Raw genomic sequence first — 14,231 nt, 5'->3', positions numbered from 1 at the left:
AAAATCCAGCCTCGGAAGATGATAAACAACATCTTGCACTCGATGAGGATGAGATAACGAAAAAGCTGATTGAGGAACTGAGGGAAACACTCGATTTTATGCACTCAGTTACGAATGAAGAGTTATTGGGGCTTGTAGAAGAAACTGTAATTGCTTATGCAAGGGAACACGCTATCAACTCTTCGATGATAAAGCGGATTGTTGACCGGATGTACAATGCATTTAGAGGATTGGGCGCATTGCAGCCGCTATTGGATGATCCTTCCATTACAGAGATTATGGTAAATAATCATGAAGAAATTTTTATTGAGCGAGATGGTCAAGTAACAAGGACGGATGTTGCTTTTGAGAATAGACAAAAGTTGGAGGATACAATCCAAACGATTGTGTCGAAAGTGAATCGCGTAGTAAATGAATCAAGTCCAATAGCAGATGCCAGATTAGAAGACGGATCCCGGGTCAATGTTGTATTGCCGCCGATCGCTTTAAGAGGGCCAGCAATGACCATCCGGAAATTTCCTCAGAATCCTTTAACTATGAAGGATTTGATAAAGTTTGGAGCTTTGGATGAAGAAGTTGCCGATTTTCTGCAGCACCTTGTCGAAGCGAAATACAATATATTCATAGGCGGAGGAACTGGTTCCGGGAAAACAACTTTCTTAAATGTCTTGTCTAATTTTATTCCGCCGGACGAGAGGCTCATCTCAATAGAGGATTCAGCTGAGCTCCAAATTAGGAATATTCCTAACCTTATTAGTCTTGAGACGAGGAACCCGAACACAGAGGGCAAGGGCGAAGTGTCGATAAAAGATCTAATAAAAGCTTCCTTGCGTATGAGACCAAACCGGATTATTGTAGGTGAAGTCCGCGGAGAGGAAGCGCTGGATATGCTGCAGGCAATGAATACAGGACATGACGGCTCCTTGTCGACAGGACATGCGAACTCGATTGTTGATATGCTAAGCAGATTGGAAACAATGGTGTTAAGTGCTGCGGAACTGCCACTGGAGGCAATCCGCCAACAAATCAGCTCAGCAATTGATATTATGGTTCACCTTTCCAGATTCCGGGACCATTCAAGAAGAGTTGTCGAAATATCGGAAGTAAGAGGAATGGAAAACGGAAAAATTATAACGGCGCCGTTATATAAGTTTGAAGAAGAAGGCGAAGATTATCGTGGAAGAATCATCGGTAAATTACAGAAAACAGAAAATGGATTAGTGTCCACAAACAAATTGAAATTAGCTGGGAAATATGATGTTTTGGAACAGTTTTCTGACTAATTAATTGGGGATTGATGGATATGGATTTAGAACAAATTATTGGATCGATTTTAATTATTTTCCTCCTTGGAACCCTTGTTTTTCGCCGTTTATTCCAATCCCGTAGAAGAAAACAGGTAGAAAAAGAACAGAGTAAACTGGAAAGCATGAAAAGAGAAAGAAGTATTCAAGCGATCCGGATGCGAACTCTTGGTGGTAATACGTTAATTGATTATGCTACATATGAATTAAGCTTTGGGGAGAAAGTGAAATATACGCTGATGGCTGGAGCGGTGCTGTTCGGGATTGCTTATTTATTTTACGATAACTTCATCGTTTCAAGTATTGTAGGACTCCTTGGTGTATTCTATCCGCGGATGAAAAAGAAAAGCTTGAATGAAAAGCGCAAGAATGAACTGCTCTTGCAATTTAAAGAAGCAATTTCAGCATTATCTTCATCACTTGCAGCTGGACAATCTATAGAAAATGCATTTCGGGATGCGTTAAAAGATTTAAAATTGCTCTATCCAAATGATGACATTCACATTATTAAAGAATTTAACTTGATTAATAGAAGAATAGAAAATGGTGAAACGGTTGAACGGGCAATTGACGATTTTGCCAAACGTTCAGATATTGAAGATATCATTAACTTTTCCAATGTATTTATTACGTGTAAGCGTACAGGCGGAGACTTAGTAAGGGTAATTAAACAGACATCAGATATTCTCTCAGATAAAATCGAGATTCAGCAAGAAATTAGAATACTAGTCTCACAAAAGAAATTCGAGTCAAAAATAATGGCGATTGCACCAATCGGGATTATCTTGATGCTTCGGGTTTCTTCACCTGAGTTTGTTGCACCATTATTTGATCTTGGCACCCCTGGTCCAGTAGTAATGACTGTTGCGCTGATTTTCATCGTTTTAAGTCTATTTATCAGTCAAAAAATTATGGATATCAAGATTTGATGAACAGAGGGGAGGCTAAAGGACATGATCATCAGAATACTCATAGCAGTTATCCTGCTCGTTGTACTTACAACTAGCTTAAAACAGAAGAAAATTTATCAGCAATTCATTGAATTGTACAAAGAGGATATTACCCTGCCTGTCCTTGCGCCATTTGCTTTTACAGTAATTGATAAACTGGATGTAAACAGACGTCTTCCAAGACTTGTTAATTTTATTCATCAGAAAATGATTATTTTAAAGGGAAGTAAGCTGTCGGGTGACCACACAAGAGTCTATCTGGCCAAAATGATCATTACACTGATTTTGCTGGTTCTATTAACGTTAGTTGCTGTTGAAGCTAGTGGCGGCGACTATGAAATGCTCGTTTGGGGTTCCTTGTTAACAGGTATTGTCAGTGTTTTTCTCGTAAAAGATTTAGATAAAAAAGTGAAACAAAGAAAGGATTCAATTTTGATTGACCTCCCTGAATTTGTCAATAAAATTATACTCTTAGTCAATGCGGGTGAAACCGTTCAGGGAGCTTTTGAGAAATGTGTCAATCAAAATAAACATAGAATTTTTGAATCACCGCTCTATTTTGAACTGAGTGAAGCAGTGAATAAAATGTCTGCGAACACTTCTTTTCAGGACGCATTAAAAGATTTAAGTTACAGGAGTGGGATACAGGAAGTATCTGTATTCACAACGACTGTAATGATGAACTACAGGAAAGGAGGAGCGCAGCTTACAGAATCCCTTAAAGAACTTTCTGTAACATTGTGGGAGAAGAGAAAAACGATTACTCGCATTAAGGGAGAAGAGGCTTCTTCTAAACTGGTATTCCCGATTATTTTTATTTTTGGAGCAGTACTACTAATTGTAATCTACCCGGCTATCGCGGTATTTTAAAAAATTAAAATTAAGGAGAGGATTAACATGCAACAATTAACGACATTTATTAAGAATTTTTGGAATGACGAAGAGGGGATTGAGACGGTAGAAATTCTACTAATCTTATCTGTGCTCATTGTAGTTGCCCTTATGTTCCGAGACGAACTGATCGGATGGGTAGAGGGTATTTTTAGAACGATAGAGACAGAATTACCGATGTCAGAATAAGAGTATTAAAAAGTGAATCGAAAAATCAATGAAATTTGGGGTGACTAGAAATGAAACCCTTCTTGAAAGGAGAACGGGGGAGCTTTACTGTTGAAGCGACCCTCGTCTTTCCGGCTTTTCTCATGTTTGTTCTTGCTGGAGTATTTCTTTGTATTGTTATTTTCCAGATGGGAACAGCACATTATACTGCACAAAAAGCGGCATCACAGGTTGCATATACTTGGAACAATTCAAATAAGGATCTGAAAACTGGTGAGTTTGAAAAGCATCTGTACCCGGGATTAGGTGATTCTGCAGGTGATGGACTTTATTGGCGTATATTTGATAACGGAATACTTGGCATGTTTGGTTTGGATGGGGTATTCAGTCCATCAGATGATGGCACATTTTACAGAAAACTGTTGAAAGCGGAATTAGAGTATAATAACGCCCTTACAGTAGATGTAGATTACAATAATTATATTATTTACAGTGAAGTGACAGCAACTGCTAAAACTGAATTGTTCATGCCACAATTTTTAAAAGAAATGTTGGGTGGCAGTGATTCATTAACGGCTGAATCAACACACGTTGTAACCGAGACCCCTGAATTAATTCGTACGTATAACTTTGCTAACTATTTATGGAGGGTAACAGGGTTAGCTGATGCAACGCAAAACATTTTAGACTCTGTCAGTGACTTTTTCAACTGACAGGCTTATGGAGGTTAACATGAAGAAATATATCAAACTATCATTCATTCTTATCATTACTATATTATTTATTGCTGCATGCAATGGAGATGATAAGGTAGATGAGGGAGTAAACGAGGAAGAAAATAGTAATCAGGAAACAAATGAAACTGAAGAAAATGAAACAACTGAAGAAGATGTGATCAATGAAGAAGACAGCTCGGAGGAAGTAACTGATAATGACGAGTCCGAAGAAGACGGTGATATTTCTTTTGGAAATCATCAGGAGGGTCTACGGATCGGTGATACGGGTACGGTTGTAGATAACGATAAGAATAGATATGATGTAACACTTAACTCTGTTACATTTAAAGACAGCGTCGCAGGTTTGGAACCTAATGGAGAAACCTTCGTCGTTGCTAACATTACCGTTAAAAATACTGGTGATGCCAGTTTTGATGCTGCCAATATGTATAATCCGGGATTCGGTCCTGAGGGAGGACTTCAGACAACGATGAATGACATATTTAGGGATGCCGGTGTGGAGCTCGATGAAGAATTATTAGAGGGAGAAATTGCCCCAGGTGAATCAGTAACTGGCGACCATATTTTTGAAATTGGCGAAGTGAGCGATCAGTACAGATTTATTATTGGTGGAAGTGGACAACAAATTTTAACATATGCGAACTGGGACGTTTTGGAAAGTGATATAGAGTAACCTGCTAATTAACTCCTATCAGCAGAAAATCAAGACCTCTTCTAGGAGGAGAACGAATGAAAAAGTTTTTTAAACGTCTTCTATATGGAGAAAAAGGTGCGGTTTCTGTATTTGCCATACTTATCATCGTGCCGATTTTCCTGCTTAACGCCTTATTTATTGATACGATACGCATTGTCACTGCGGAGCGACAGATGGAAAATGCAATCGATACCGCACTTCGTTCAACGATGGCAGAGTTCAACGAAAAATTGGCTGCGAAAGGCTTGTTTGGATATAGCGGAAGTCAAGCCGAAGCCCAAGCAGACTTCCAGCATTATCTAGATGCGCAATTTTACGACGCAGGAGAACTAAGCGGTGTATTTACGATGGTACAGCCGAATATACAAAGCGGCTCAGCTACAGCTTCATTTGATACAGATCGTAACCTGGTTGATTTAGAAGTTTTTGAGCATCAGATCTTAGAAAGTATGAAGTATCAGGCACCAGCCCAAATCGGGCAGGAAATCTTCGACTTTGTCAGAAACTCCGGCTTTGATAGTGTAACGGAAGATGGAGTTGAAAGTGTTGAAGAATTAATTGAATCGTATAAAGAACTGTTTGAATTAGCTAAAAAGCGCAATGAGAAAATTGATGCGGCACGAGCCGATATTGAGAAGTACATTAATATGCTAAGTGAAGATGGCGGATTATTCACTATTCTAGGTCCACCTAATCCATCTTTACCTGAAGCAATACCGGACAGACTACTAAATATGGAAGAGTTAATCTATTATAATGAACGTTATCATGAGCTGCTGGAGCAAGAAGAGGCAGCGGATGAGGTTAATGATAGCGATGAGGAGAGCGAAGAAGAAGAGGAAGAAAGTGAAGAAGAAAGAGAAGCAAGACAGCAGGAAATTGAAAACTATGAGAATGCCCTTAGTGAGGGAAGGGACAATCACTTAGGAGCATTTAACCAGTTCCACTCAACTTTAAAATCAGATATCTATACTTTGCTATTTGGAATGGGATCTTTTGAAGGGTCACCAGATAATTATGGTCCAAACTCTGCAATGGACTATAATGACCAAATGGCAAGAATTATGGACAATATAAACTTTGATAATATTGAGGTCGATGAAGAGTCTCGCAGTGAAATTGAAAAGCTGGAGAAGATGATTCTTGAAGAAGACTTCTTCCTGGACATCTATAATCATATTGAAATATTGGCCGAGCAATTCAATCCAGATAAGCGTATGAGTTTAGAGGAAGCACTTGCAGGCGGTTACGCTTCAAAGACAGTTGTCCAACTTGTAGATGGTTTTTATAAAACGATTAAGGATCATGTGAATGCCGCTACTAATATAAAAAATGAGCTAAGACAGCGATATATAATTTATCGGGATAATGATGCACAAATACTCCAGGATCATTTAAATGCCTATGAGGATTCCAAAGAATTACTGGAAGAACAAGATGGTCTGGAGGAGAAAGAAGAAGAAGCAGATGATGCTTTCTCTGACCTGTGGGATTTACTGAGCGGTCTTGAAAACTTGGCTGGAGATCAAGACGTATACGATGAATTAGCAGGATATATTGCCGATTATGATGCTGTCAATGGTGATTTGGATGATGAAGATCCGGGAAGACTGGAATTTATAAGAAATGCATTTGAAAGATTTGGACACTTTATTGAATTTATGACCGGGTTTCCTGATTCGTTTCGAAATCAGCTCTATGTAAATGAATATATTATGGCAAACTATGGTACAAGTGCCCCATATAATTTAGAACCGGAATTAGGTGCATTTTTATATGAAACGAAGCAGGCACAATTTATTACTTACGGTTATACTACAGCTGGTGCCAATTACTTGGCATTTATTAGAGATATTGCAATGTTGTTGTTTGTTGTAAAGTTGATCGACCTCATCATTTTTGAAGGAGGCTATGCTGGCCCTTTAGGGGTTTTAAGAGCAATTGTTCTGGCTTTTAGCGAAACGGTTACTGGTCTTATTGATTTGACAACAGGAAATAACGTATACAGGTGGAAACCATTAAAAATATCTCCACGATTCAATATGACGATGCCCACATTTATGCGTTTCTTTATGATTGTAAGATCGTTAGGTGGAGAAGGCTACAATAATGACAAAATGCGGCGGTTACAGGCAGCTATTACAGAAGATACAGGTGTCCGGCTTGATGAAAATCCTTCCTATATTAAGGCGACAGTCACTGCTGAGGTGGATTTATTATTCATCCCAGCATTAACGCATCTTATACCGAATGAAAGTGGTCAATTGTCAGGGAATACGTACAGCATAGAGAAAACAAAAGTTTATTCATACTAGGAGGAATGTTGACAGATGAAAAAAATACTAATGATCTTATTAGCAAGTACCCTGTTTATTGCAGCTTGCAGTGGGGATGATTCGGATTCGGAAAACAGTAACGCTGATAATAACAACAATGAACAAACAGAAGAAAACAACGAAAATAATAATGAAAACGAAACAGCAGATGAACAGAAAGATGTCTATCAGATCGGTGAAACTGCAGTAGCAGAGAGCAGTTCGTATGGTTTTCCATATGAAGTTACAGTAAATGATTTTCAAGTTACTGCAGATGAGGTAAATGGCTATACGATTGCTGAATTCTTTTCCGAAACATCTGACCCAGGTGAGGATACAAGATTTTCAGTTGTAAATATCACGGTGGCAAACACAGGTGATGATGCATTTTCTGTAAATGATACAATGACTCCTTCATTAATTGGTGACTTCACAAATGAACGTCCGGAAAGGGATGCAATGCCAGAATTTAATGAAGAGATTCAACCTGGTGAAGAAATGACAGCTGATCTTATTTTCATTACAAGTAGAATTTTAGATGAAGACGGAATGGTCGAACTATATTTCAACACCCACGATTCTGACCTTGAATTCAGATTTGAATTACCTATACCTTAAGAGAACCATTGTTCTAAGAGTATGCTGTCTATATGAGGCAGCATATTCCTCTGATTAACGTCTAAGAAAGAAGGCGGGTTGAATACCATTGAACTTAAGAAAAGAAGATGGAAGCATCACTCTTGAAGCCTCTTTGCTTATCCCTATTTTATTACTGTTTTTCCTTGCGTTAATGTCATTTGTGAAAATAGCTATTGCAGAGATGGCACTCCAGGAATCAGTAAATGAAACTGGTCAAACCATTGCACACTATTCATTTCTTGCTCTCGTTATTGAAGGGGCGATTATGGATGGAACGGAAGGATTTATTGATGATTTAACGGAGGAACAGAAAAACAGGTTCGAGAACAATGTAATTGCGGAACACTTACTGGATGCGTTAAGTGAAGAAATTAAAAATGCTATCCCTACAACAGGAGCCTTGCTTAATAGTTATGTTGCAGAATCAGTCTACGAAGCTGCTGTCAGAGATAAATACGAAAAGAAAGTAGGTAGTTCAGACTTTTTCAATGCCAGCGGCATCACCGTTACTGACCATAATTTTCCTCAGACCCGCGGGGATTCAGATGTCGTCATTGAAGTTGAAAATGAACTGCGTCTAGTATTTCCATTCTTTGAGAGAGATATAAAAATCAAGAAGAAAACAGTCGAACGCGCTTGGGCTGGAGGCTGATAATAAAATAAAAGGAGAAAGACATGCTCTACCACTTTATTATATTGTTCATATTTCTAATCTTTGCTTCCTATTATGATATGAGATACCAGCGGCTGCCAAATTGGCTGAACGTAACCGGGATGTTGGTCGGAATGGCTTATCACCTGGTTGTTTATCAAATCGATGGATTTCTGAATTCTGTACTAGGATTGCTCGTTGCAGGGGGTATTATGCTCGTTCTTTATATCTTTAAGGCGCTCGGAGCAGGTGATGTGAAACTGTTTGCGGCGATCGGAGCTATTACAGGTATTTTATTTTCATTATATGCAATCATGTATACGATTATTTTTGCCGGGATTATCGGACTTATTGTTTTATTATTTACAAAAACATTTTTGGTTAATATCACGTTAGCACTCTTACATATCAAAGAATCAATGAAAAAGAAATCACTGACCCCGTTGGATGAATTTAAAAACAACATATCTAATAAATTTCCGTTCATGTATGCTGTTATTCCAGGTGTACTCACAGCATTTTACTATATGTATCTCGTATAAGGAGGAATGAAAATGGCTAATCAATTAGATGATTATTGGATTGAATATATCGAATCGAACGGTACATACATTAAAATGAAAAAGTCGCAATCTGAAGGATTTCAGCAGGAAGACTTTCAGGAGCTTCAAGTAAAAATGATCCAGTCCAATTATATACCGCGACTAGTACCAATGACATTTGAAGATGTAAACAATGAGGTATCCGTTTATTATAAGATTGAAGGTTTACGAGGACTTCGGTCCATATCGAAGGAGCGCCCCCCTTCGATGCAGGAATACTATTCTTTATTCATCAATCTGGTTCAAGCATTACAGGATTCAAACAACACGATGCTGAATGATAACCATTTTGTTTTAAATGAAGAGAATATTTACATTGGTAAAGGTTATCACGATGTATATCTTATGTATGTGCCGATTAAACAGAATAACAGCCGTATTTCGGTTAATGAAAGTTTGAAGAAGCTATTATTGAATATGGCGAGTGAAGTTAGAGGATTAAATGGTACGCAATTCAAAATGATTCTCAATTATTTAAAAGACCCCGGTTTCAGTCTCCGAGGTATAAAACAATTATTAAGTAAACTGCAGGATAAACAGCAGGAAGAAATGCCAGTAAACAGAAGTCAGTCAGAAGATGATAGTAACCAGGAAGAGTATAAAATAAAAAAGGTGAGAAGCCTTCCACCATTAAGCAGTAAAATTAAACTATATTCGATTCTGTTTGGATTTCTTGCGATCGCTGTTATCTGGAAGTTTTACACGGATTCTCCGAGTACGGTGATGTTGATTACATCGATTATTCTGTCCCTGCTTGTCATTGCTGCTGTAGTAGTCTACTGGTTTATCTGGCGCCCGGGTGTAGAGCCGATTATTACTGAAAAAGAAGTAAAGGTGAAGAGTAAGCAATTTAAACAACCCGTACAATCAAAGACAGAAGAAAATACGGAAACAGATCACTTCGGATTAGGTACAGAGGAGCAAGACGGTTATCAGTTTACGGAAGCAGACTATAACTTACCTCAGCGAGAAATTGCGATGAGTACAGAAACAGCGGTTGAAAATAAGGTTCGCGTGGATCAGCCCCAAAATCCAACTTATGATGAAACGATGCTGCTCGATGCTTCAGAAATGATACCTCAAGCAAATAAACCAAAAGTACAAAACTTTTTAATTACAAATCGGGATGGTTCAGAAGAGAGAATTGAGCTAAATAGCGATAACTTTATTATCGGAAGAGCAGAGAAGGGTACGGATTTTGTAGAAAATGGTGTTGGTGTGTCTCGAATGCATGTCGAATTCATCAGGTTGTCTGATACGTATGGTCTGAAGGATTTAGGTGCCAAAAACGGGACCTATGTTAATCAGGAAAAAGTCATACCTTATAAAATTCATGAATTGGAAGATGAAGATGATATACAAATCGGAAAAACAGTCTATACATACAGGGTCGTCTATGAATAATACATTGGAGAGCAAAGGACTGTTTGCTGGGAAGGTAAGTGTTAAGCCTGATTCAAAAAAAGTGAATGAGGATTATCTTACTTACTCCAGCGCTTTGATTCAACCTGATGAGGAAGTGCATATTGCCATCATTGCAGATGGAATGGGCGGCTATTCAGCAGGTGATGCAGCAAGTTATTACGCAGTCAATTTCATTTTGAAATGGTGGAAAAGTACCGTTTGGACACATCAGTCAGCAGAAAGTTTTATGAATGAATGCGAGACAAGCATCATTGATGCATTTCATGAAATCAATCATGATCTCATTGAATTCGGCAGACTTGAAAATAAGAAAATCGGCACGACATTAAGTGTCATTTTATATGCAGAAAACAGATATTATATTTGTCATATTGGCGATACAAGAATTTACCGTTTTCGGGAACGTGTGCTGGAAAAAGAGAACCCTAGCGACGATACCATTGATCTGAATCAGGAAAAGTCACTCATTCAATTAACGGAAGATCATTCATGGGCCAACGAACAGTTAAAGTATGGTCATATGGAAGTTGAAGAAGCAAGAGCACATGAGAAAGCGAATTATCTTACGCAATGTCTTGGTGTAGAAGGAGAGATCCAGCCTTTTACAGCCTCTGGTTCATTTACCTATGCTGATTATTTCTTATTAAGCACAGATGGATTTCATGACTTATTTTCGGCTGATTTATTAAGAGAAGAATGGTGTAAGCATGTAGAGGAAGGAACAAGTATGCAGGGGGTCTGTGACCATTTTTATGGAATGATAAAAGCGTCGCAATTTCAAGATGATGCTTCTTTGATTGCTGTGAATATCGGTAAAAGAGCTGATGACCAATGATATTAGAGAAAAAGGAATGGATTGATAATAAATACCAGGTGGTAGATTTTTTATCTGAAGGAGGTACATCTTTCGTCTATGAGATAAAAACATCTTCCGAAAGACGGGCTGTACTGAAAGTAGTGAAACAGCCAACAACCCTTTTTAATGAGCAGATTGACAATGAAGCAAAAATACTTGCTGCTGTACATCATGAAAATGTACCTGAGCTCTACGATAAAGTAACGATAGCAAAATATCATCACGGTATTATTATGAAAAAAATGCCAGGAAAAAGTTTATCCGAAATAATTGAAGAAGATGGAAGACGGTTTATTTGGCGAGAAGTGCTGGAAATAGCAATTCAGCTTGCGAACATCATTCATGCCTTTCATCATCACAGTTCTCCAATTGTCATTAGGGATATAAAGCCTTCTAATATCTTGTTATGTGAAGAGAACCGAGTACATTTGATTGATTTCGGTGCATCTGTACCAGTGCAGGCTGCCGGGCAGCATAAAGCAATTGGGACAATCGGTTATGCTGCACCGGAGCAGTTTGAACATGGGGTTGCTGATTTACGTTCCGATTTATTCTCATTGGGAGCTGTGTTGTTTTACATTGTAAGTGTAGGTGAAAATATCTATACAAGTGATGTCGAAAAAATTGTGGCAAGCAAACTGCCGAAAGCTTTTGCTAAACTTATTATAAAACTGACTGAAACAAATTTGGATGAACGCTATCATTCAATTGATCAAGTGCTAAGCAGTTTAATAAAAGTCAGACCAACGTTTATGGAATATATATTCCGCCCAGAAATAGAAATGGCGGAACGGACATAACTTGGAGGTGATCACATGGAAGATACGCAGAGAAGCAAGCAGGGATATATCACGGAAGACAATGAAAAGGTTATTTATCAGATTGATAAAGAGTATACCAACCTGATTGATGCAGATCAGCTGAATGAATTGAAGAAAACAGATCCTTTATTCTTTCATTTCTTAAACGGTCAAGAAAGTAAGCACCACGTACATATTTATTATGAGAAGGAAAGCGGTTATCAGTCAATTATAAACTTCACTGAAGCAAATCAGGAAATAAAACGGAAAATAGCGATTGGTCTTCTTTCCGTCGAAAAGTTGATTGGTACACAATATACAACTTTTCTCCATCCGACGAATATTTATGCAGATGCTGAAGGAAATGTAAAGCTTGCTCATCGTGGAATACGTTCTGTGTTTCCGACAGAAGAATTGACGGTTCCCCAGCTCCTTTCTGATTTAAAGAGAATCATTATTTTACTGTTTTCCTCGACACGTTTTTCTGAAGTGTCAGATTGGAAAAATCTAAAGAAAGGAAATCCCTTTTTAGAAAAAATTTACCGTGCTTCCAGTATCCATGACCTTCGTCAAATTCTCCAAGCTGAGGAAACACCTGCTGCCGCAAAGGAAGTACAGCTTCCAAATAAACAATTACTGTCTGGTGTTTTAATTGGACTTATTGCTGGTGTCCTGCTGATATATTTATTTCAGGTAATGCCAATGACACAAGCTGCAGATGTACAGATGGATAGGAAAACTTCATTGGAAGATGAAAACAACCAATTAAAAGAAGTCAATGCCGAGCTGGAGGAAGAACTCGAACACAGCGATATAATGAATGAAGCATTTGAACATGTCATTCACGGCGATACAGAAGAAGCAATTAATCTGTTAGAAAGTGCAGCATATCTCGAAGATCATGCAGAAGCGATTTTATTTGAACAATACCTCTTATTAAATACTCAAGAAAGTCTTAAAAAGGCAGTGAACATGGGGATGGATGATCCAATAAGCTTAGTGGAGGAATTGCGCAGCTTGAAAACTAAAGAAGCCAAAGCAGCGATTCTTAGTATAGAATCTTCCTTACCGGAAGTAATTATAGAACAAGCTTGGATAAATGGTGCATACGATAAGGTAATTGATACTTATACTAGTCTAAAAGATAATGACAGGGCAAAATATTTGGCAGCTTACAGCTATATCGAACAAGGTAATTATAAAAAAGCAATGCAGCTTGGAGAAGAACTCGAGAATAAAAATGTTCAAATCGAAAGTCTAAAGCTTCAAATAAAAGAAATAAAGAAAGATAAAGATTTAGATGAAAGTGAAATAGAAGAGCAAGTTGAAGAATTAGAAGAAATGATAGAGGAATTAGAGTAAATAAAGGTGAGGAGCACAGGGATTCTAACTCTAACTGATTTTCCTTAGCTTATAAATAGAAAATGAATTCAAATAGCTGAAGATTGTATATTAAAAGCACTGCAATTCTGAACTGCACCCCAATTGTTAGACACTAACTAACAATTGGAGGTGCAGTTTTAATATGACTAAATATACAGGTGATATGAAGTTAAATATTATCCAAGGATATAATCCGAAAATAATGTCTAAAAAAGGATATGCAAAGCAACTGGGCATTCCCAGAGCACTATTCCNAGCTCTCTTTAAAATCTCTAGTTATACCATGGTGTATGATTGGCAGAAAAAGATGAAGAGTGGTGGTATTGAAGCCCTTGAACCAAGTAAGGGGCGTCCATCCATGGGAAAGAAATCATCTAAACAACCAAAACAAGGACCAGCTGAAGATTCAGTAGAAGCACTTGAAGCACGTATTAAACAGCTGGAAATGGAAAATGAGTATTTAAAAAAGTTGAATGCCTTAGTTCAAAACAAGGAAAAATCACCAAACAAGACAAAGCGCAAGTAGTCTATGAGTTAAGGCATAAATATCCGGTGAAGGCACTCGTAAAGCTCGCAGATATACCACGTAGTACATATTATCATTTGGTGAAGAGAATGAATCAGCCAGATCCAGATATTAATTTGAAAGCTGAAATAAAAGCTATCTATGAGGAACATGATGGTCGATACGGCTACCGCCGTATTCGTGATGAGCTAGCTAACCGTGGACAAAAAGTGAACCATAAAAAGATCCAACGTATTATGAAAGAACTTGGCCTAAAATGTTTAGTGCGAATGAAAAAATACAAATCTTA

14 protein-coding genes and 1 pseudogene are annotated in these 14,231 nt (G+C 37.9%); all 15 read left to right on the top strand.

All coding sequences use genetic code 11. From position 1 onward, the window contains the following. Positions 1 to 98: 98 nt before the first annotated feature. The gene (locus ACFSBH_RS06345) at positions 99 to 1,283 is read left to right on the top strand and encodes a CpaF family protein (RefSeq protein WP_251512033.1); all 1,185 of its coding nucleotides are present in this window, start codon (positions 99 to 101) and stop codon (positions 1,281 to 1,283) included. 20 nt (positions 1,284 to 1,303) lie between these two features. Beyond that, positions 1,304 to 2,233 carry a type II secretion system F family protein gene (locus ACFSBH_RS06340; protein WP_251512001.1) on the top strand — a complete coding sequence of 310 codons (930 nt, stop codon included), beginning with the start codon at positions 1,304 to 1,306 and terminating at the stop codon, positions 2,231 to 2,233. A 24-nt stretch (positions 2,234 to 2,257) separates the two neighbouring features. After that, positions 2,258 to 3,124, top strand: a complete 867-nt coding sequence (locus ACFSBH_RS06335; protein WP_251512004.1) for a type II secretion system F family protein — start codon at positions 2,258 to 2,260, stop codon at positions 3,122 to 3,124. A 27-nt stretch (positions 3,125 to 3,151) separates the two neighbouring features. Beyond that, positions 3,152 to 3,334: a Flp1 family type IVb pilin gene (locus ACFSBH_RS06330; RefSeq protein WP_251512006.1), complete on the top strand. Its 183-nt coding sequence runs from the start codon at positions 3,152 to 3,154 to the stop codon at positions 3,332 to 3,334. A 50-nt stretch (positions 3,335 to 3,384) separates the two neighbouring features. Continuing rightward, a complete protein-coding gene (locus tag ACFSBH_RS06325; RefSeq protein ID WP_251512008.1) occupies positions 3,385 to 4,026 on the top strand; it encodes a TadE family protein in 642 nt (213 codons plus the stop codon). A gap of 19 nt (positions 4,027 to 4,045) precedes the next feature. Then, a complete protein-coding gene (locus ACFSBH_RS06320) occupies positions 4,046 to 4,723 on the top strand; it encodes a DUF4352 domain-containing protein (protein WP_251512009.1) in 678 nt (225 codons plus the stop codon). 56 nt (positions 4,724 to 4,779) lie between these two features. After that, positions 4,780 to 7,059: a Tad domain-containing protein gene (locus tag ACFSBH_RS06315; protein WP_251512010.1), complete on the top strand. Its 2,280-nt coding sequence runs from the start codon at positions 4,780 to 4,782 to the stop codon at positions 7,057 to 7,059. Between the two features lie 15 nt (positions 7,060 to 7,074). Next, positions 7,075 to 7,677, top strand: coding sequence for a DUF4352 domain-containing protein (locus tag ACFSBH_RS06310; protein ID WP_251512011.1), 603 nt, complete (start codon positions 7,075 to 7,077; stop codon positions 7,675 to 7,677). An 88-nt stretch (positions 7,678 to 7,765) separates the two neighbouring features. Continuing rightward, positions 7,766 to 8,350: a TadE/TadG family type IV pilus assembly protein gene (locus ACFSBH_RS06305; protein ID WP_251512012.1), complete on the top strand. Its 585-nt coding sequence runs from the start codon at positions 7,766 to 7,768 to the stop codon at positions 8,348 to 8,350. Between the two features lie 44 nt (positions 8,351 to 8,394). Further along, positions 8,395 to 8,892 (top strand): A24 family peptidase, encoded by a 498-nt coding sequence (locus ACFSBH_RS06300; RefSeq protein ID WP_379596615.1) that lies wholly within the window; start codon positions 8,395 to 8,397, stop codon positions 8,890 to 8,892. 12 nt (positions 8,893 to 8,904) lie between these two features. After that, positions 8,905 to 10,356 carry a DUF6382 domain-containing protein gene (locus ACFSBH_RS06295; protein WP_251512014.1) on the top strand — a complete coding sequence of 484 codons (1,452 nt, stop codon included), beginning with the start codon at positions 8,905 to 8,907 and terminating at the stop codon, positions 10,354 to 10,356. Continuing rightward, complete coding sequence (locus ACFSBH_RS06290) at positions 10,349 to 11,212, top strand: PP2C family protein-serine/threonine phosphatase (RefSeq protein ID WP_251512015.1); 864 nt, start codon at positions 10,349 to 10,351, stop codon at positions 11,210 to 11,212. The genes ACFSBH_RS06295 and ACFSBH_RS06290 overlap by 8 nt, the downstream gene beginning before the upstream one ends. Continuing rightward, positions 11,209 to 12,033, top strand: a complete 825-nt coding sequence (locus tag ACFSBH_RS06285; RefSeq protein WP_251512016.1) for a serine/threonine protein kinase — start codon at positions 11,209 to 11,211, stop codon at positions 12,031 to 12,033. Before ACFSBH_RS06290 ends, ACFSBH_RS06285 begins: the two co-directional genes overlap by 4 nt. Before the next feature lie 15 nt (positions 12,034 to 12,048). Then, positions 12,049 to 13,395, top strand: coding sequence for a type VII secretion protein EssB/YukC (locus ACFSBH_RS06280; RefSeq protein WP_251512017.1), 1,347 nt, complete (start codon positions 12,049 to 12,051; stop codon positions 13,393 to 13,395). Positions 13,396 to 13,558: 163 nt separating this feature from the next. Then, a pseudogene (locus tag ACFSBH_RS06275) lies at positions 13,559 to 14,231 on the top strand (IS3 family transposase); the annotation flags it as partial.

It is taken from the genome of Oceanobacillus luteolus (assembly GCF_042678205.1).
Taxonomy (GTDB): domain Bacteria; phylum Bacillota; class Bacilli; order Bacillales; family Amphibacillaceae; genus Oceanobacillus; species Oceanobacillus luteolus.
The sequence above is the reverse complement of the archived record's forward strand: the minus strand, read 5'-3'. Positions and strand labels throughout refer to the sequence as shown.

What these genes read in the sequence shown, in the direction of transcription:
- ACFSBH_RS06345 (WP_251512033.1), top strand. Translation starts at nt 99, where the DNA reads ATGCACTCAGTTACGAATGAAGAGTTATTGGGGCTTGTAGAAGAAACT.
- ACFSBH_RS06340 (WP_251512001.1), top strand. Translation starts at nt 1,304, where the DNA reads ATGGATTTAGAACAAATTATTGGATCGATTTTAATTATTTTCCTCCTT.
- ACFSBH_RS06335 (WP_251512004.1), top strand. Translation starts at nt 2,258, where the DNA reads ATGATCATCAGAATACTCATAGCAGTTATCCTGCTCGTTGTACTTACA.
- ACFSBH_RS06330 (WP_251512006.1), top strand. Translation starts at nt 3,152, where the DNA reads ATGCAACAATTAACGACATTTATTAAGAATTTTTGGAATGACGAAGAG.
- ACFSBH_RS06325 (WP_251512008.1), top strand. Translation starts at nt 3,385, where the DNA reads ATGAAACCCTTCTTGAAAGGAGAACGGGGGAGCTTTACTGTTGAAGCG.
- ACFSBH_RS06320 (WP_251512009.1), top strand. Translation starts at nt 4,046, where the DNA reads ATGAAGAAATATATCAAACTATCATTCATTCTTATCATTACTATATTA.
- ACFSBH_RS06315 (WP_251512010.1), top strand. Translation starts at nt 4,780, where the DNA reads ATGAAAAAGTTTTTTAAACGTCTTCTATATGGAGAAAAAGGTGCGGTT.
- ACFSBH_RS06310 (WP_251512011.1), top strand. Translation starts at nt 7,075, where the DNA reads ATGAAAAAAATACTAATGATCTTATTAGCAAGTACCCTGTTTATTGCA.
- ACFSBH_RS06295 (WP_251512014.1), top strand. Translation starts at nt 8,905, where the DNA reads ATGGCTAATCAATTAGATGATTATTGGATTGAATATATCGAATCGAAC.
- ACFSBH_RS06290 (WP_251512015.1), top strand. Translation starts at nt 10,349, where the DNA reads ATGAATAATACATTGGAGAGCAAAGGACTGTTTGCTGGGAAGGTAAGT.
- ACFSBH_RS06285 (WP_251512016.1), top strand. Translation starts at nt 11,209, where the DNA reads ATGATATTAGAGAAAAAGGAATGGATTGATAATAAATACCAGGTGGTA.
- ACFSBH_RS06280 (WP_251512017.1), top strand. Translation starts at nt 12,049, where the DNA reads ATGGAAGATACGCAGAGAAGCAAGCAGGGATATATCACGGAAGACAAT.